The following is an 18,433-nucleotide window of genomic DNA, read 5'->3' on the forward strand; positions in this document are numbered from 1 at the left end:
CGGTAAACCTGGTGGGTTTGGTAACGCTGGCGGGGTCGGTACAGTTGGGGGACCAGTAGGAGTTGGCGGACCCGGCGGCCCAGGAATCCCAGGTGGACCTGGCGGCCCAGGAGGAGTTGGCGGTATTGGTGGACCAGCCGAAGTACCTGGCCCAGGTGGAGCGGGTGCCCCTCGTAATTTTTAATGGATGAGTCTGCCGAAACCATTAATTAATTAATTAGAATGTTGAAGCCCATACTTCGATAAGAGGATTTATTTACTCCGTTCGAGCTGAGGTATCCCCACGAAATGAGATTCTAAGGAATTTCTATCCATTTTATCCCGTTCAGCCTGAGGAGTACGCACGACCTGCGTATCGAAGCCTGTCGTGAGGTTCTCGAAGGGGCATGTCCTGAGGCTCTCGAGAAGGAGGGGGCCTTTCGCGACACTTCGAGACAGCGCTGCGCGCTTCCTCAGTGCGAACGGAGTCAGGTTAAAAAGATTTCTCTATTTTATCTGAAACCGTTCGGACTGAGGAGGCGTTTACGCCGTCTCGAAGTCTCACACCAGCATTTGCAAAGCTTCGAAACGGCCTAACGGCTCCGCGCATCCTGAGCTCTCGAAGGCTTGTCCTGAGGTATTGTCATCCCTGATGAATTTAGTGAATGACATCCATTCGTAGAAATACATCAGGCTTGGATCAATTTAAATCAAGAATTGTTTTCATTAGTTTTAGCTTTCAAGAGATCTCTAATTTCAGTCAGCAGAGTCTCTTCTTTGGTGAGCTCTGGTTCTTTTTCTCGTTTCTGTTGCAATATATTTATAAATTTAATAACGAGAAAAATAGAAAACGCGATGATAGTGAAATCAATAATAGTTTGTAAAAAGGAGCCCCATTTAACTACTGCAGCACCAATTTTAAAAGATTTATCCGAAATATTTATTCCACCAAGTAAAAGGCCGATCAAGGGCATTATAATCCCATCAACAAGTGAAGAGACAATTTTGCCAAAAGCAGCACCAATAACAACCGCTACAGCAAGATCCATGACATTACCACGCATGGCAAATTGTTTAAATTCACTCCAAAAGCTCATCAATATTAACTCCTTTTAATTTTTATTAATGTAGGCTGGGATGATTGCCCGTTCGGAGGAGGCGTTTACGCCGTCTCTAAGTCTAACATTTGGATTAATTAGTAAGGCTTCGAGACGGCTGACGGCTTCGCGTATCCTGAGGCTCTCAAAGAACTAAGCTCGAAGGAGCTCAACCTAATCAGAGCAAACAATTATTTGCCTAACACAGCAGCATAATTCGGTTCTATTTCTCCAACCACAGGTGAACGTGATTCATCCTGATCATCACCTTCAAGCCGGAAAATGCCGTGTAGGGCACGTACGCCCTCATCCAACATCGCAGAATCAATGAGTACTGATATTTTAATTTCGGAAGTGGCAATTAATTGAATATTAATCCCCTTCGAGGCCAAGGTTTTAAACATAATAGAAGCCACTTCAGGATGGCTTTTAAGCCCAGCACCTACTAGTGATAATTTGGCTAAGCCATTTGAGCCAACCACTGCATTCGCACCTAAATCTTTTACTAGTTGCGTCAACTTTTCCATTGTAGCCTGGTATTCATCACGGTGAACTGTAAAGGTAAAATCAGTTTTATCATTCGCAGACAAATGCTGAACAATCATATCAATATTTACACCTATTTCGCTTATCTCAGTTAAAATACCCGAAGCTAGGCCAAGTTTGTCGGGGACGCCCGACAAGGTAACTTTTGCTTCATTACGGCTAAACGCAATTCCGGTTACCATTGGCGCTTCCATACTATTTTTTTGTTGATAGGTAATTAAGGTTCCGGGACCTTCTTGCGAGGAAGAAAGGACACGTAGAGGAATATTGTATTTGCCAGCAAATTCAACGGCACGGATTTGCAATACTTTAGCTCCAAGGCTGGAAAACTCTAACATCTCTTCAAAGGTAATCTGTTCCAAGCGCTTTGCGTCAGGGACAACTCGTGGGTCAGTGGTATAAACGCCATCAACATCGGTATAAATTTGGCATTCATCAGCTTTTAATGCTGCAGCAATAGCAACTGCCGTAGTATCCGAGCCGCCTCGACCCAGCGTTGTGATATTCCCATCTTTATCGACGCCTTGGAATCCAGCAATGACTACTACCCTACCCTGCTCCAGATCCTGGAGTATAGGCGAAGTATCAATAGCCTGTATTCTTGCTTTCTTATACTGGGCACAGGTTTGGATTCGTGCTTGTCCACCAGTATAGGAGCGGGCATTAATGCCGCGATTGATTAAAGCCATTGCCATTAAAGCCATCGAAACTTGTTCGCCTGTGGCAACAAGAGCGGCATACTCCCTTGCATCAGGAGATTCGCTAATAGTATTAGCGAGGCCGATTAGTTTATCTGTTTCTCCACTCATAGCCGATACAATCACGACTATTTTATGGCCTGCCTGTTTTGCCTTTGCTACCAAATCTGCCGCATGATTAATATGCTTAAGCGTAGCCAGCGACGTTCCCCCGAATTTTTGCACCAATAATGCCATTTTCAGCGCCCCGTCTAAATGTTAACTTGCGTGCTCAGCGATCATTGTCTGAATCTGTGAAATCTTTTGGTCCAGATCTTCCGGAACACGACCTCCACCTTGAGCCATGTCTTCTCGGCCACCCCCTTTACCACAAAGATGCCTAACGAGCATCGCAGCAGTTGGTACACGGCCTAAAAGACTTTTACTCACTCCAGCAACAACGTTCATCTTATCCTGACTAGTGGCAATTAGCACAATTACTGCATTATCTAAGCTAGACTTTAATTGATCTAAAGTTGTTCTCAGCGTCTGATTGTCCATGTTCTCTAATTGCTTAACTAGCAAGTTCACACCATTTATATTCTTTACTTCATTCAGTAAATCAGCGCCTGATTTTGCAACTAATTTCGCATTTAAACGCGCTAATTCTTTTTCTTGCTGTTTTATATCATGCAAAAATTGTGACAATTTCTCAGAAACGTTCACAGTATTCGTTTTAAGTTTTGCAGCGACCTCATCTAAATAGTCTAATTGCTGATTCACCCAGCTTAAAGCGTAAGCGCCAGTAACCATTTCGATTCGCCTCACGCCACTGGCAACGCCGTATTCGGCAACAATTTTAAAAAGGCCGATATCCCCTGTGCGTGATGCATGGGTACCACCACATAATTCTTTCGAAAACTCCCCTAAGGAGAGTACTCGCACGGAATCACCATATTTTTCACCAAACAAGGCGACAGCACCCGACTTCTTCGCTTCTTCGACGCTCATAATCTCAGTCACTACTTCATCATTTGCTCGGATTCTGTCGTTTACTAACGTTTCTAATTGACGCAATTGAGCCGGCGTGAGTCCTTCGAAATGAGAAAAGTCAAAGCGTGCACGCTCGGCATCCACTAAAGAACCTTTTTGTTGGACATGGGAGCCAACAATGGCTTTTAAAGCGGCATGTAACAGATGGGTTGCGGTATGATTTAGACGTATTGCATCGCGTCGACCGACATCAATAAGCGCCTTCACTTCTTGATTAACCGTAAACTCTCCCTCAAGCACTTCACCATAGTGAATGATTGCCTGTCCAATTCGCTGCGTATCATCCACGCGAAAAACAGAGCGGCCATCAAGTAACCTGCCCCGATCCCCCACCTGACCTCCGCTTTCAGCGTAGAACGGTGTGTGCTCTAAAATAATCGCTCCTCTGCTGCCTTGAGTTAATTTAGATGCTTTCTTATTATCAGCAAGTAACGCTAAGATTTTAGAATGCAGGTTTTCTTTTTGATAACCATGAAATTCCGAAGATTCAGCAAGCTGCGTCGTGGCTGAATAATCCGTCGCAAATTGACTTGCTGACTGAGATAATTCGCGCTGCTGCTGCATGCATTCGTTAAAACTATCCATAGCAATAGTTAAACCCTGTTCACGGGCAATATCAGCAGTGAGATCGAGCGGAAATCCGTAAGTATCGTAGAGTTTGAAAGCAATGTCACCGGCAATTTCTTTCCCCTTTAAGGATTGAATTTGCTCTTGTAACAAGCGTAGGCCTTGTTCCAAGGTGCGTGCAAATTGTCCTTCCTCTTGAGCTAAAATGCGTTCTATTTGCTCTCTCTGACTAATCAGTTCAGGATAAGCATCACCCATCGCTTCGATAAGAGGCTGCACTAATTTGCAGAAAAAAGGAGTCGGCAAGCCTAGTTTATTGCCGTGCCGAACCGCACGTCGAATAATACGGCGCAAGACATAGCCCCTACCCTCATTACTCGGAACCACCCCATCAGCAATCAAAAAAGCACAAGCACGAATATGATCGGCAATAACTTTCAAAGAAGCATGTTCAGGATCGATAGAAGGGGCAAGTTTGCAAATTGAACGAATCAAATGCTGGAAAAGATCAATATCGTAATTGTTATGCACGCCTTGAACCACTGCGGCAATACGCTCTAATCCCATTCCGGTATCGACAGAGGGTTTAGGTAAAGGATGTAACTGCCCCGACTTATCTCGGTTAAACTGCATGAATACTAAATTCCATATTTCAATGTACCGGTCTCCATCTTCCTCAGGACTACCCGGAGGTCCACCGGCAATTTCTGGCCCATGATCATAAAAAATTTCGCTGCAAGGCCCGCAAGGACCGGTATCACCCATTGACCAGAAGTTATCCTTTTCACCACAGCGAGAAAAACGCTCAGGCGATACACCCAGTTCTTTAAGCCATATATCGGCAGCCTCATCATCATCTTTATAGACAGTAACCCATAAACGTTCTGTGGGTAGTTTTAAGACTTCTGTCAAAAATTCCCAGGCATAATTGATTGCCTCGCGCTTAAAATAATCGCCGAAGCTAAAATTTCCCAACATTTCGAAAAAGGTATGATGCCGGGCCGTGTAGCCTACGTTCTCAAGATCATTATGCTTGCCGCCCGCACGAAGACAGCGTTGTGAACTGACTGCTCGATGGTAAGAGCGAGTTTCCAAACCGAGAAAAATATCCTTAAACTGCACCATACCCGCATTGGTAAATAATAAGCTCGGATCATTACCTGGTATAAGTGGGCTTGATTCTACAATTTTGTGCTTTCTTGCAGCAAAATAATCAAAAAATGCTTGTCTAATTTCTGAACTTTTCATGCTCTTACATTCGTCTTATCATTAATAGTTTACGTAATGTGCTTAGGTTCACAGCTATGAAGCAAGCCTTAACTTATCTCAGCAATAACCTTTGCAATAACGTCCGTTGGAAACCCACGGTACAATAAAAACCGTTGTCGTTTCTGTAATTCACTATACGGTATATCGTCCTGATGCTTAAATTTTTTATGCCAGACCGCTAAGGCATAAGTTACCCAATTCTCTTGTTCTCGCTCAAGTGCAGTGTCGATCAATTCGCGCTCAATACGCTTAGCTTGTAATTCCTGGCTAATTTTTAAAGGGCCGCAACCTTGACGAATACGAGTATGACACAAGGATTCAACAAAACGAGCGTCAGATTGGAAACCTAGACGCTGACATTTGGCAATTACTTCAGAAATCTCTTCAGAACCGTAACCTCTTTGCGCTAATTTATCCGCCAACTCATAGGCACTGTGCTCGCGCCTAGTTAATAGGCGCATTGCACAGTCGAAGGCTTTAGTCATCCACAGCCTCAATCGCTTCAGTTTCCATCGTTGGTAATTTTTTTACCAACAATTCTGCCCTGATTTGCTGCTCTAAAGTGGCAGCGATTTGTGGATTTTCTTTCAAGTATACACGCACATTGTCTTTGCCCTGGCCAATTTTTTCTTGCTTGTAGGAATACCAGGCGCCTGATTTTTCAATAAGACCTAATTGAGTACCTAAATTAATGATTTCGCTTTCACGAGAAATCCCTTCGTTATAGAAAATATCGAAATCAGTGGTTTTAAAGGGAGGCGCTACTTTATTTTTAACGACTTTTACTCGGGTTTCGTTACCTAAAATTTCCTCACCTTTTTTAATGGCACCCACACGACGGATGTCAAGGCGAACTGAAGAATAAAACTTCAGTGCATTCCCTCCTGTCGTTGTTTCAGGGTTACCAAACATCACACCAATTTTCATACGAATTTGGTTAATAAAAATAACTAAAGTATTGGAACGTTTGATATTGGCGGTGAGTTTACGTAAAGCTTGAGACATCAATCTTGCTTGTAAACCTACATGGGTATCCCCCATTTCCCCTTCGATTTCAGCTTTAGGAGTCAAGGCAGCAACAGAGTCAATAATAATGACATCAACAGCAGCAGAGCGGACAAGCATGTCGGTAATTTCTAAAGCTTGTTCTCCCGTATCAGGCTGCGAAACTAACAACTCATCGACATTAACACCTAGTTTCGCGGCATAACTGGGATCAAGCGCATGTTCCGCATCAACGAAGGCAGCCGTCCCCCCTTTTTTTTGACATTCAGCGATAACTTGCAAGGTTAAGGTTGTTTTACCGGAAGACTCAGGTCCATAGATTTCAACAATTCGCCCTTTCGGCAAACCACCTATTCCTAAGGCAATATCAAGACCTAAGGAACCTGTTGAAATGGCTTCTATATCGCGCATGATATTTCCATCGCCCATACGCATTACAGAGCCTTTACCAAACTGGCGTTCAATCTGAGCGAGAGCTGCACTTAGCGCTTTTTGTTTATTGTCTTCCATAAGGGTCACCCGTGTTGTATGCAAAGCGGAAATTATACATAGTTATTGGCCTACAGCAAATGAGTAGCTGCGATTATCTGCAGCGGTTAAAAATTCTTGTTCTTATCCGATTGGACCCATCTTGAAACTTCATAATTGGGAGTTGAAATGACTCGTTCTCAACATATAGTCTTTCTGTGCGCAAGACAGTCATAAAATGCATCTTGTTATTTGAATAAAATAAACAATTAACAACCTTATTGATCAATTTAAGAGCATAAGGTATAATATAAATCTCTTCCTTTTATCTAAGGTAATTAATTATGTCTAAGCGCCTAGATTCATTAATGCGTATGAGGAATCTTGCAAGGTTCAAAGAGGTTTTGGCTAATGAGTGTTCAGCTGAATTATTGCAACAAGAAGTGTCTAATAACGGCAATAATATCTTAATAGCGGCATATTACTACGATGATCCAAGCTATTTTGAAGCACTTTTGGCCAGCCCATATTGTACTCCAGAAGTATTAGAATGGGCTACAAATCCTGGAAAGCGCACTATTTTGCATGAAGCTGTTGAAGACCGAAATAAGGCTACAGAGAAGCTCGATTTAATATTGAACCATCGCAACTTCAGAAGGGAATATTTTCTAAAAGAGACGTCTCTTAATGAAACCCCTCTTCAGTTAGCGATATACCACAATCATGAAGAAGCAATTAAAAAAATCTTTAATCATCGAGACTTTGATAAAGAGCTTTTGATGATTCATCCAGACTATACTGCTCTGCATTATTCAGTTATTAAGAAAGTGACAAGAGCAATCCTAGATTTAATTCTCAACCTGGTTGATACTTCTTTTTTAAATCTTAGAAGGAATAATGCAACCGCGCTAGATCAAGCTATCCAACATAATAATCCCACTGCAGCTGACGCAATTATTCATAGTAAGTCTTTCAATGCAAGTTGTTTAGAATCCCAAAATTCTGAAGGCAATACTTGTTTAGATCTGGTGATCAATAGAGGGAATAAAGAGATACTGGAAACGCTTCTCAAAAGCCCTTACTGTACCGTAGATCTCATCAAGCAACAAAATCTTAGAAAAAAAGCTGAGAGAACTCGAAATGAAGATATTATTAATCTAGTCAAGAAGCATGAAGGAAGAGAATCTTATAAAGGAATTTATCAAGAGACCAATGAAAATAATGGAGGGGAATTAGAGCAAGCAACGGCTTTACTCGAAGACTACTCTGCCCCAAGCCGTCTTCTTCGTTTTCATTGGAACAGACATCATGTTGCAAAAGTCAATGAAATTCTTCAAGAAATTAAAGACAAAAAGATTACAAACATAGAAGAGCTGTTAAACCGGCTAGATGGCTTACAAGAAACACTTCCTAATCAAATAGGCTCATTATCAAGACGTATTGAATTTATCAAAAAAGAATTTGCTTTTAATCATATAAAGCAGAATGAGGAGGAAAGCGCAGATACGAATGATGAAGGAAGCGCACATACTTTATAACATGACTTATTCATAGGTATAAACAAGCTAATAAATCTAAAGTCAGCAGCTAAGATAAGAAAGTGCTCCTTTTAATGCCTGTTTGCAGGCAAGTCGGCGCACTTCCTGTCGTGAGGCATTCTGAAAATGGCAATGTAAACTTTGAACAGGTAGATTAAGCCTAGCCCAGGCAAACCAAACGGTACCCACTGGTTTCTCAAGCGAGCCACCATCAGGTCCAGCGATTCCGGTGACTGCTAAGGAAAAATGAGCAGGACTATGATTAAGTGCTCCCAACGCCATTGCTTCGGCGACTAATTGGCTGACTGCACCATGCGTTTGAATTAATTCTGATTTGACGCCCAACATATCCTGCTTTGCTTCATTGCTATAAGTAACAAAACCTCGCTCAAACCACAGGGAACTTCCGGGTAATTCAGTTAACAATCCCGCAATTAAACCACCGGTACAGGATTCGGCTGTGGCAATTTTTAAATGGTGGGTGCGTAGTTGATCTGCCAGTTTCTGCACTAATTTCACTAAATCATCCATTATGAATCTCAACTGAGGTGTCAAAAAAAACCCCGCCAACGCGGGGTTTTAAAAAACGGCTTTGAAAAAAACTTATTGACCACTTTGGTTGGTTTCAGTACCAGTAGTACCAGTTGTACCAGTTGTACTTGGTTGCTGTACAGCATTAGTAGCACCAGTTTCTGATTTTTTTTCTGCATTTTCACCACAAGCAGAAATTAAAACTGCTACAAAAGCAGTCACTGCTAGAAGGGCCAAACGTTTCATAATCATTCTCCGTAGTTGATCATAGGCATTAACACCCTTAATAGTCTAACAAAAATTTACCTTAAGTGAAGGACTTACAAAATAATTGATGCAAAATATAATTCTCCCTGTCCCAACTTAAGGCTTTGTTAGCTATTTAAGGCCATCCCTCAGGACGACGACTTTTAAAAACGCTGATTATCAATTCTAATTAAAAAATCAACGTCTTGAGGTCAGTATAGTCGAATTATCGGCAAATCTTAAATTAACATTAATTTTTATTTAATCTAGCGTTAAAGGCGAAATCGCTTTTTCACAAATTTTATGAATGCCAATCGACATTTGTCGCAGTACTGGCAATTGCTCCGCGCTGATGCCATATTCTTTTGCCAACGAAAGAGGATCAGTAAAACTGAGCCAAACTTGTCCTGTTTCATCTTCGGTCGCCATAATACGCAGAGGAAGATCTAAAGCAAAAGCTGGATTAGTTTGCATCAGCTGGGTTCCTTTTGCAGGATTGCCTACAATAAGCACCTCGGTGGGTAAAAGCGTTCGCCCCGCCTTAGTTGCCGCGTCACTATGACTGATTTGAGCAAAAATAGTCCCTCCTTGGCGTTTTATTATCTTCATCACCCGGTTTAGGGTTTGTGTTACAGAATAGGGACTTTGTAAAGTTTCAGACCAGGCCGCAGCCTCGCTGGGAGCTCCCAGTTTGGGCTCAAAAGCGGTCAGAATTTTTCGCGCTAATAGATCCAGATCAGGCAAACCATCCTTATTGGTCAATAAACTGATGCCTAAAGGTTCTGTAGAATCGTTAAAACGACCTAAAAACGCAGAAAAACCAGGTATATTGCCTTTAATTTCCATAAAACCTTCACGACCAGGGAAGAACCAACCACAATTTGCCGGGATAATTTGACCATCACTTAAACTAACCGGATGGTATACAAATTGTCTATCCTCTGGATCGCTTAATAAAATCCCCCCAGCCAGTGCAATATCCCAAAGACCAAGATCTTCAGCCGAGGCAACGATACCACTGTCAGCATAGCTAGCAGACCAATTTAGCGCAGCAGTTGCAGCAAAATCACCCTCTTTGTCGACATAACCTTGGGCTAACTCGCTAGGATTTATAAAATTCGCATTGTTTAAAAATTGGCTGTGTTTAAAAGGCTTGGAACCCTTACTCAGCTCATTATTTACGCTAGAAACAGTGGAAACAAAAAAAGTATGTTTTAAACCGAGACGACTAATTTGATTTTTAGTCACATGCTCCTCATAAGACAACCCACTGACTTTTTCAATGATCTTTCCAAGGATATAATAATCGCTCGCGCTAGGGTTCATTTTAGAACCCGGCGAAAATAGAAGAGGCTTATCAGTTAGTGAGTGTATCAGATCGTTAAAAGAATAGTCTTTACTGCAATCAAAAGGCTCATCCTTATAACTAGGCAAACCAGAACTATGTGTTAATAAATGTCGAATGGTTATCGAAGACCAGGCTTGAGGTAAGCCAGAAAAATAAGCCGTGATCAGCCCATCCAACTTAAGCTTGCCTTCCTGTTTAAGTTGCAGGATTCCCACAGCCGTAAATACCTGGCTCAATTGGCCAATATAAAATAACGTATTAGAAGCAACAAGAAGTTTTCTCTCAGTATCTGCTAAGCCGTAGCCAACAACGCGCGTGATATAAGGTGCCTGCGTGATAGATAAAGCCAAACCAGGAATATGGTTAGCCTGCATATATTGAATAATTAAATCATCAATGGATTTTCCCTTATGGAGAAGATGAAAATGCCCGCGCCCGCTATTTGTTAAAGTCCTTGACATGATAATTCCTATTGAGGAAATGGCTTGTTTTAAGTGTAGCTGAACTGGTACTTTAGTCGCTGATGCGTACGGTTTGATGTGAGACTCGGAGACGGCCTGGCGGCTGCGCCCATCCTGAGGCTCTCGAAGGAAGGGGCTTTTGCGGCACTTCGAGACAGCGCTGCGCGCTTCCCCAGTGTGAACGGGACAAACATAACAATCAATGAACTAAACACTTTCGTGGGGATACCTCAGAGTCCGAACGGCAGATATCCCCACAAAATAAGGAATTTGTATTAATTTTATCCCGTTCAGCCTGAGGAGCACGCATGGCGTGCGTCTCGAAGCCTGTCCTGAGGCTCTCGAAGGGGCTTGTCCTGAGCAAGGCCTGCAACGAATTCGAAGGGGCGAAAGATCTCTGCCCAAATCCTAACTCAATTTACTGACTTAAATCAGAGCCTTTGCTAGAATCTCTAAAATTTTTTGTTCCGTATAAAACTATGTCTGTAACTCATACCCCCATGATGCAGCAATATTTACGCATCAAATCAGAATACCCCGATATGCTACTTCTTTATCGTATGGGTGATTTTTACGAACTTTTTTATGATGATGCGAAACGGGCTGCCAAACTGCTCGATTTAACGCTAACTCATCGCGGCCAATCTGCCGATAAACCCATTCCCATGGCCGGTGTTCCCTACCATGCAGTAGAAAATTATTTAGCTCGATTAATCAGAAAAGGCGAATCCGTCGCTATTTGTGAGCAAATTGGTGACCCAGCCACATCAAAGGGTCCAGTCGAACGCCAAGTGACCCGCATAATCACTCCTGGCACAGTAACTGACGAAGCCCTGCTTGACGCGCAAAAAGATAATATTTTGCTTGCTATCCACACGCAAAATAAGCAATTTGGTCTCGCTTGGGTTGATTTAAGTGGAGGCCGTTTTCATTTGTTGCAAGTGAACGATGAGGCCCAACTTTGGGCAGAGATCAATCGCCTACAACCTGCAGAAATTCTAACGCAACAGAGCTTGCCTCTTTCTCATTTTACGGTAAAAAACCGCCCGGCTTGGGAGTTCGATTTAAAGCGTGCCCAGCAACTATTGTGCGAGCAGTTTGCCGTACAAAATTTAAGTGCTTTTGGTGAAAAAGACTATGTCATCGCCTTCCCTGCGGCAGGTTGTTTATTAACCTACCTACAAAATACTCAGCGTCAAGCTTTACCTCATTTAACGCAGATTACTTTGGAACAAAATGAACACTATCTGCAACTTGATGCCTCCACGCAAAAGCATTTGGAAATCTTTGAAAACAATCAAGGTGGGCGAGAAAATAGTTTATTATCCGTGCTTGATTACACAGCCTCTGCCATGGGTAGCCGCTTACTTAAACGCTGGCTAGGTAGACCTCTCAATCAAGCCAATTTAATTCTACAACGGCAAGCTGTAGTCAGTGAATTCATTGAAAAAAACCAAGCGGCGCTGATGCATCCTTTGCTAAGACAAATCTGCGATGTCGAACGAATTGTGTCGCGTATTGCTTTGAAATCTGCAAGACCACGTGATCTAATTCAACTTCGAGAAACACTCGCTATTCTCCCTGAGATCAGCGATGCAATTGCCGCCAATCAGTCAACGCTGCTAAAAGAATTAGAGCATCATTTAATGCTTCAACCCGAACTTCATGAGCTTTTATGCAATGCCCTAGTTGATAACCCACCCATGCTGATTCGCGATGGAGGAGTTATTGCCTCAGGATTTGATGAGGAACTCGATGAATTAAGAATGTTGAGCAATAATGCCACAGAAAAGCTTATCGAACTAGAAACCGCCGAGAAACAACGCTCCGGCTTATCAACATTAAAGTTTGGTTACAACCGCGTACAGGGTTATTACATTGAACTATCACGTAATCAATCTGAAAAAGCACCCTTGAATTATCAGCGGAAGCAAACGCTAAAAAACGTTGAGCGCTACATTACTCCCGAATTAAAAGAATTCGAAGAAAAAGTATTATCCGCTCAAGTGAAAGCCTTAGCACGAGAAAAATGGCTCTACGATAATTTGTTAGAGGAAATACAACAATTCATCAAACCCCTTAGTCAATTAGCTCATGCACTTGCCCAACTCGATGTACTGGCCAATTTCGCCGGGCGAGCTCAAGCACTCCATTGGTCTAGCCCCCAATTTACCCTAGAACCTGGTATTTATCTTATTGAAGGTCGTCATCCTGTTGTCGAACAAGTTTTGCAGGAGCAATTCATTGCTAATGACTTAATTTTAAATAACAATAAAAATATGCTTCTCATCACCGGTCCTAATATGGGTGGAAAATCCACCTATATGCGACAGACTGCCTTGATTGTATTGCTTGCTCACACCGGCAGCTATGTCCCTGCAAAACAGGCAAAGATAGGACCTATTGATCGCATCTTTACACGCATTGGTGCTTCTGATGATTTAGCCTCTGGCCGCTCCACGTTCATGGTGGAAATGACAGAAACAGCCTACATTCTTCGGCAAGCCACTCATAAAAGCTTGGTATTAATTGATGAAATAGGCCGTGGAACTAGTACTTACGATGGGATGGCACTTGCCTATGCGACCTGTATTTACCTTGCTCAGACCATCAAGGCTTACAGCTTGTTCTCTACTCATTATTTTGAACTAACCCAGTTACCCGAACAATTTAACTGCATTAGAAATGTCCACTTACAAGCGACCCTGGCAAACGGTCGCATTGTTTTTTTATATCAGGTGGAAGAAGGTTCAGCGAATCGCAGCTATGGTTTGGAAGTGGCTCAACTAGCAGGAATCCCGACAGAGGTTTTACAACTTGCTAGTCAACATCTCAATCAGGTCCACACACAGACAGAACAGCAACAGCCGTTTTTGATTGACCAACCCCCTTCCGCGCTTCTTAAAGAATTAGCAAAAATAGATGCTGATAATTTATCGCCTCGAGAAGCACTTGAATTAGTCTATCGTTTGAAAGCCATGGAGGCTAATTGTGCAATGACCGGACTTGCATGAAGAAAATACGTCAACTCTGGGTGCTCCTAAGCCTACCTTTATTAATCGCAGCTACACCTAAAATGAATTTTCATATTGTCGGGGTGAAGGGAAGATTATTGATTAATATCCAGTCCCGTTTAATGGAAATCGAGCAAACCAGACCTTTAGAGCGAGAAACTGACGAAGAGCTTCGTCAACAAATAACGCAAGCCATGCAACCCTTTGGCTATTTTAACCCACTAATTAGCTTGAGAAGACAACCTTTGCAAATCCAGGTTAATCCTGGCCCGCTGGTGATAATTAATCAGTTAAATATCGAGCTTAAAGGTGAGGGAGCCAATAATCCTGCGATTAAAAAGGTGCTAAACAATTTATCTATCGCTCTCGGTCAGCCTTTAAATAGCGCAAAGTATGAGGAAACGAAACAACTCTTATCCGATGCTGCTGAACGGCAGGGATATTTGCATTCCTCCTTTGAAAAAGCAGAAATGCTTATCGATCTTAATCGCTATAAAGCTCAGATTAACCTGATTTTTGATACGGGTTCGCAATACTATTTTGGCCAGGTGCAATTTGATCCAACTAATATCTCACCCGAATTACTAAAGCGCTACGTGCCTTTTAATTACGGCCAACCTTATTCTACGGATCAAATATTGACCTTCAATAGTCAGCTAGTCAGTAGTGGTTATTTTCGCTCGGTAGCAGTTAAACCCGAAATTGGCAGTAAGGAACGTTATATCCCTATTCAGGTTCATCTCGAACCGGTTCCTCGTTCGAGCTACTCCTTTGGTGTGGGCTATGGTACCGATACCGGCATCCGTGGGCGTGCCGGCTATCATATTATCCCTGTTAACGCTGCTGGCCATAAATTTAACCTTATTGCCTTGGGTTCTACTGCTCAATCTGCGTTAAAAACGCAATATATTATTCCAGGCAAAAATCCTGTCGTTGATCAATACCACATTAACGGTAATTTAGCTGCTTTGAATTATGATACAGGCTACAGTAAATCGGTTTTAATTTCTTTAGCACAACATCATAATTTGCCTTATTTTCAGCGTGTTTTATCAATCAATGGTCTTTATGATGATTATCATTATTATCGTAAGCCTGATGAAAATAAACGTGCAATATTTCCAAAGGCTAGTTTTACTTGGATTAAAATAAAAAATAACCTTTTTTCGCCTTCGGGATATAACATTACGGTAACAGGTTTAGGGGCAAGTAAAGCGTTTTTTTCGAATGAAAATTTCATCCAAGCGTCAATTAATGCAAAAGCAGCGCTAACTCTTCCGCAAATTCGCACGCGTTTTTATTTTCATACTATTCAAGGCATAACAGCAATTAATAATATTACTCAATTACCCTTATCTCTGGCGCTGCTACTCGGTGGTGCAGAAAATTTAAAAGGCTATAAATATAACTCCATTGGTCCTGGAAAAATTTTGACTTATGCTGGCCTAGAAATTCAAAAAGAAACCAAAGAAAATTGGTATCTAATCGGCTTTTTCGACAGTGGTGATGTTTATAGACCCAATACAAGAAAAATAAAGAACGATATTGGTATTGGGCTAATGTGGCTATCAGCGATGGGACCTATCAAAATCGCTATTGCTCAACCTATAGGAACTCGTGCTCACCATTCTAGAGGTCCAAAACTAGTCATTAATATGGGACCCGATTTATGATCCGCAACTTACTTAAATGGTCTATAAAAATTTTGGTATTTTTCTTTATTCTATTTATCGCCTTTTCTATTTTTATAGTGACTACCAAATCGGGATTTCTACTCGGTACAAAATTAACGAAAATTATTTTGCCCGGCGAATTAATTATTGAAAACCCGCAGGGTAAGCTTATTAGTCATTTTTCATTTTCTCGCCTTCATTATCAAGACGATCACACTCAAGTTGAACTAAACGATTTCATGACAACTTGGCAATGGAAATCATTGTTTAATCATCAGTTGTTAATTGACTCTCTTCATGCAAAAAATTTGTCTTTATCCTTAAAAGATAAAGAACAAAAACCAGCTAAATCGACTGCTTTTAAGCTACCTATTGACATTAAAATTAATGATGCTTCTGTAGATAAAATTCAAATTACCCATAATGAATCTAAGAACCAAATTACCAATCTTAAATTGCAGGCCGATCTGAAAAATCAGCTTTGGAAAATTAACCAACTTTTTTTAACTTTTAATAATATGGATTTCAGTTTAAACGGACAAGCTCAACCTAAGTTTCCTTATCCCTTAGCTGCTCAGTTAGAATTTAAGTCCAAAAACTCTAAGCCCAATATCCAAGGCTTTATTAAATTAGGCGGTGATTTTTCTCTCTATCATTGGCATGGAGAGATGCTTAACCCTAAAGGTACGGTAGTTCATGGGACTTTAAGAAATGGAAAGGAAATACACAATTTAGCGACATGGCGGCAATTTATCTGGCCTATCGATAAAGACCAAATGCTTGAAAGTCCTGAAGGAAACTTACATCTCGACGGGACTCTTCCTAATCTAAACCTTAGTCTTGCTGCCACTATCTTATCACCGATACCAGCAAATATTCAGCTTGTTGGCCAGACTAGCGAACAAACCATCCACTCTCAGGGAACGATTAAGTTAGCTCAAGCAGAAGTTAATCTTAATTTTGCTTACAATGAAAAAACAAACCCTAAAATTCAAGCTAAAATCCAAGCAGCAGGCTTCGATGTTAAAACCGGAGAAAACCCCTTTGAACAACTGAAACTGGATACCGAATTAACAGGTAACTCCTTCTCTAACTTGGTAATAAATTCACTGTTAACGACGCAATATTTTGGCAATTTACTAACCGCAACTCTTCATTATCAAAATCACCAAATCCAAGCGCAGGCTACACTCGGAACGAATGAACTTCAAGTGCAAGGTTCTTTACCCTATCAATGGAACCTCAATGCAACAATTCCCAACCCTGGCTTGCTTCATCCTAGCCTGAAATTATTACAAACTGAGCTTAAGGCCAATGCAACAATTACGAGTCCAACAAACGGCGAGTTGAAGTTAATTATTCCACCAGGTAATTATCAATTAGACGAAAAAAATCCTGCAGAAGTTTTAAAATTTTCTGGCGGACAATTCAATGCCCAATTAACGCCTAATCGTTTAGATCTGATTGGAAATTTAACCCTGGATCAGTCTAAATTCCTTTCTTTGACCCTGAATTTACCTCAATTTCGTTTAGACCAAGGATTAAGTGAAAAACAAGCACTCAAAGGCAATTTAAGTTTAAATGTGAATTCCCTTAGTTTTCTCGAAAAATTTAGCAGCGTACCAAGCAAAATTGAAGGCCAATTAAACGCCTTAATTAACCTCAGTGGAACTATCAATAAACCGGTGATGGAAGGTACGCTCAATCTTGATAAAGCAAAACTGGTTATCCCCAAGCTAGGGCTTAATTTAGACCCCATTCAAATTAATCTGCAAAGTCGAAATAAACACTGGACAAGCCAGGGTTCTTTCGCTTCTCAGGGAAGACTATTAACTTTAAACGGCAAGGGGGATTTTACACCTGAACTCACGGGTTCGTTCACGCTCAACGGCGAGGATTTTCCCCTAATTCATACGGCAGATTACCTCATCAATTTATCCCCACAATTAATCATTTATTTCAAACCTAATGCTATCGATATCACGGGGCAGATCTTAATTCCTAGCGCTCAAATCAAACCTCGGACTTTTACTAGTACTACTAGTCTCTCTGAGGATGCCGTTTTTGTTGGAGCAAAATCGACGCCCAACCCCTTCCATATTAATGCTGATCTAGTCTTAATGATGGGAGAGAACGTTGTTATCGACGTAAAAGATTTGCATGGTTTTCTTGATGGAAGTATCCGCTTACTGCAATTACCACAAGGCCCTCTCAATGCTAGTGGTGAATTAACCATACGTGACGGAAAATATAAAGTCTATGGCCAAGAGCTAACGATTGATCAGGGGCAATTAATTTTCACCGGCGGTTCCATTGATAATCCTGGTATTAATGTTCGAGCCATCCGTCGCTTCAATAATAGAAATACTTCATTTAGTGGTTCAAACCAATTGTTTGATTTTAAATCAGCCAATTTACAGAATTTAAACTTTAATAGTGAAATGATTGTTGGGGTTGAAGTGAGTGGACGTTTAAGTGCAACTAAAATAAAACTTTTCTCTGAGCCCCCTACCCTGTCTCAAACCGATATTTTATCCATGCTCTTTTTAGGTAAACCCGCCAATCAAGCAAACCAAGCGGGAGCTCAACTTCTTTTAAATGCGATTAGCTCAATGAACTTAGGTGCCGGAACCAAAGGAACACAACTGCTTTCGCAATTAAAACAATCATTAGGTGTAGATTTGAATATAAAAAACAATACCAAGTATAATCAACAAACTAATGAAATCAGCGAATCAGATACCGTAGTAGTCGGTAAATCGATAACTAAACGCATTTATGTGAGTTATAATTTTGGTTTAGCGCAAGCTGATTCGAATGTATTTACCCTAACTTATTTATTAAATAAATTTTTCAGTATTCAAGTGAGTGCGAGTGCTACAGCCAGTGGAATCGATCTATTGTATACTCGCGATACTGCAAAAGATTCGAAGCATGCGAGTTAAACCTGTTTTGATTGGG

13 protein-coding genes are annotated in these 18,433 nt (G+C 41.3%); 5 read left to right on the forward strand and 8 right to left on the reverse strand.

Annotated elements, in window-relative coordinates; genetic code table 11:
• The coding region (locus tag Lnau_RS16515; RefSeq protein ID WP_193786797.1) for a hypothetical protein at window positions 1-184 on the forward strand (184 nt) is incomplete at its 5' end.
• Window positions 185-689: 505 nt separating this feature from the next.
• On the opposite strand, the gene mscL is transcribed toward Lnau_RS16515, so the two are convergent.
• The 5 genes from mscL to recA all read right to left on the reverse strand — a co-directional run bounded on the left by mscL (window position 690) and on the right by recA (window position 6,703).
• On the reverse strand, window positions 690-1,076 hold the full coding sequence (mscL, locus tag Lnau_RS02980) for a large-conductance mechanosensitive channel protein MscL (protein ID WP_058503672.1): 387 nt from the start codon (window positions 1,074-1,076) through the stop codon (window positions 690-692).
• Between the two features lie 191 nt (window positions 1,077-1,267).
• Complete coding sequence (locus Lnau_RS02985) at window positions 1,268-2,557, reverse strand: aspartate kinase (RefSeq protein WP_058503673.1); 1,290 nt, start codon at window positions 2,555-2,557, stop codon at window positions 1,268-1,270.
• 21 nt (window positions 2,558-2,578) lie between these two features.
• On the reverse strand, window positions 2,579-5,167 hold the full coding sequence (gene alaS / locus Lnau_RS02990) for an alanine--tRNA ligase (RefSeq protein ID WP_058503674.1): 2,589 nt from the start codon (window positions 5,165-5,167) through the stop codon (window positions 2,579-2,581).
• A 68-nt stretch (window positions 5,168-5,235) separates the two neighbouring features.
• Window positions 5,236-5,673, reverse strand: a complete 438-nt coding sequence (gene recX, locus Lnau_RS02995; RefSeq protein WP_058503675.1) for a recombination regulator RecX — start codon at window positions 5,671-5,673, stop codon at window positions 5,236-5,238.
• Window positions 5,666-6,703, reverse strand: a complete 1,038-nt coding sequence (gene recA / locus Lnau_RS03000; protein ID WP_058503676.1) for a recombinase RecA — start codon at window positions 6,701-6,703, stop codon at window positions 5,666-5,668. The genes recX and recA overlap by 8 nt, the downstream gene beginning before the upstream one ends.
• Window positions 6,704-7,005: 302 nt before the next feature.
• Here recA and Lnau_RS03005 point away from each other — a divergent pair, with 302 nt between their 5' ends.
• Complete coding sequence (locus Lnau_RS03005; RefSeq protein ID WP_058503677.1) at window positions 7,006-8,199, forward strand: DUF5617 domain-containing protein; 1,194 nt, start codon at window positions 7,006-7,008, stop codon at window positions 8,197-8,199.
• A gap of 42 nt (window positions 8,200-8,241) precedes the next feature.
• Here the strand turns inward: Lnau_RS03005 and Lnau_RS03010 are convergent, their stop codons facing one another.
• From Lnau_RS03010 to Lnau_RS03015, 3 genes are all read right to left on the reverse strand, one after another.
• Window positions 8,242-8,730, reverse strand: coding sequence for a CinA family protein (locus Lnau_RS03010; protein WP_058503678.1), 489 nt, complete (start codon window positions 8,728-8,730; stop codon window positions 8,242-8,244).
• A 72-nt stretch (window positions 8,731-8,802) separates the two neighbouring features.
• On the reverse strand, window positions 8,803-8,976 hold the full coding sequence (locus Lnau_RS16310; RefSeq protein ID WP_157070617.1) for a hypothetical protein: 174 nt from the start codon (window positions 8,974-8,976) through the stop codon (window positions 8,803-8,805).
• A 261-nt stretch (window positions 8,977-9,237) separates the two neighbouring features.
• Window positions 9,238-10,785 carry a serine hydrolase gene (locus Lnau_RS03015; protein WP_058503679.1) on the reverse strand — a complete coding sequence of 516 codons (1,548 nt, stop codon included), beginning with the start codon at window positions 10,783-10,785 and terminating at the stop codon, window positions 9,238-9,240.
• Window positions 10,786-11,264: 479 nt separating this feature from the next.
• Here Lnau_RS03015 and mutS point away from each other — a divergent pair, with 479 nt between their 5' ends.
• The 3 genes from mutS to Lnau_RS03030 are packed head-to-tail and all read left to right on the forward strand — an operon-like array spanning window position 11,265 to window position 18,417.
• The gene (gene mutS / locus Lnau_RS03020; protein WP_058503680.1) at window positions 11,265-13,799 is read left to right on the forward strand and encodes a DNA mismatch repair protein MutS; all 2,535 of its coding nucleotides are present in this window, start codon (window positions 11,265-11,267) and stop codon (window positions 13,797-13,799) included.
• Window positions 13,796-15,472: an autotransporter assembly complex protein TamA gene (locus Lnau_RS03025; RefSeq protein ID WP_058503681.1), complete on the forward strand. Its 1,677-nt coding sequence runs from the start codon at window positions 13,796-13,798 to the stop codon at window positions 15,470-15,472. Before mutS ends, Lnau_RS03025 begins: the two co-directional genes overlap by 4 nt.
• Window positions 15,469-18,417, forward strand: a complete 2,949-nt coding sequence (locus Lnau_RS03030; protein ID WP_058503682.1) for a translocation/assembly module TamB domain-containing protein — start codon at window positions 15,469-15,471, stop codon at window positions 18,415-18,417. The genes Lnau_RS03025 and Lnau_RS03030 overlap by 4 nt, the downstream gene beginning before the upstream one ends.
• Window positions 18,418-18,433 lie beyond the last annotated feature (16 nt).

The sequence above is a fragment of the Legionella nautarum genome (assembly GCF_001467895.1).
Lineage (GTDB): Bacteria > Pseudomonadota > Gammaproteobacteria > Legionellales > Legionellaceae > Tatlockia > Tatlockia nautarum.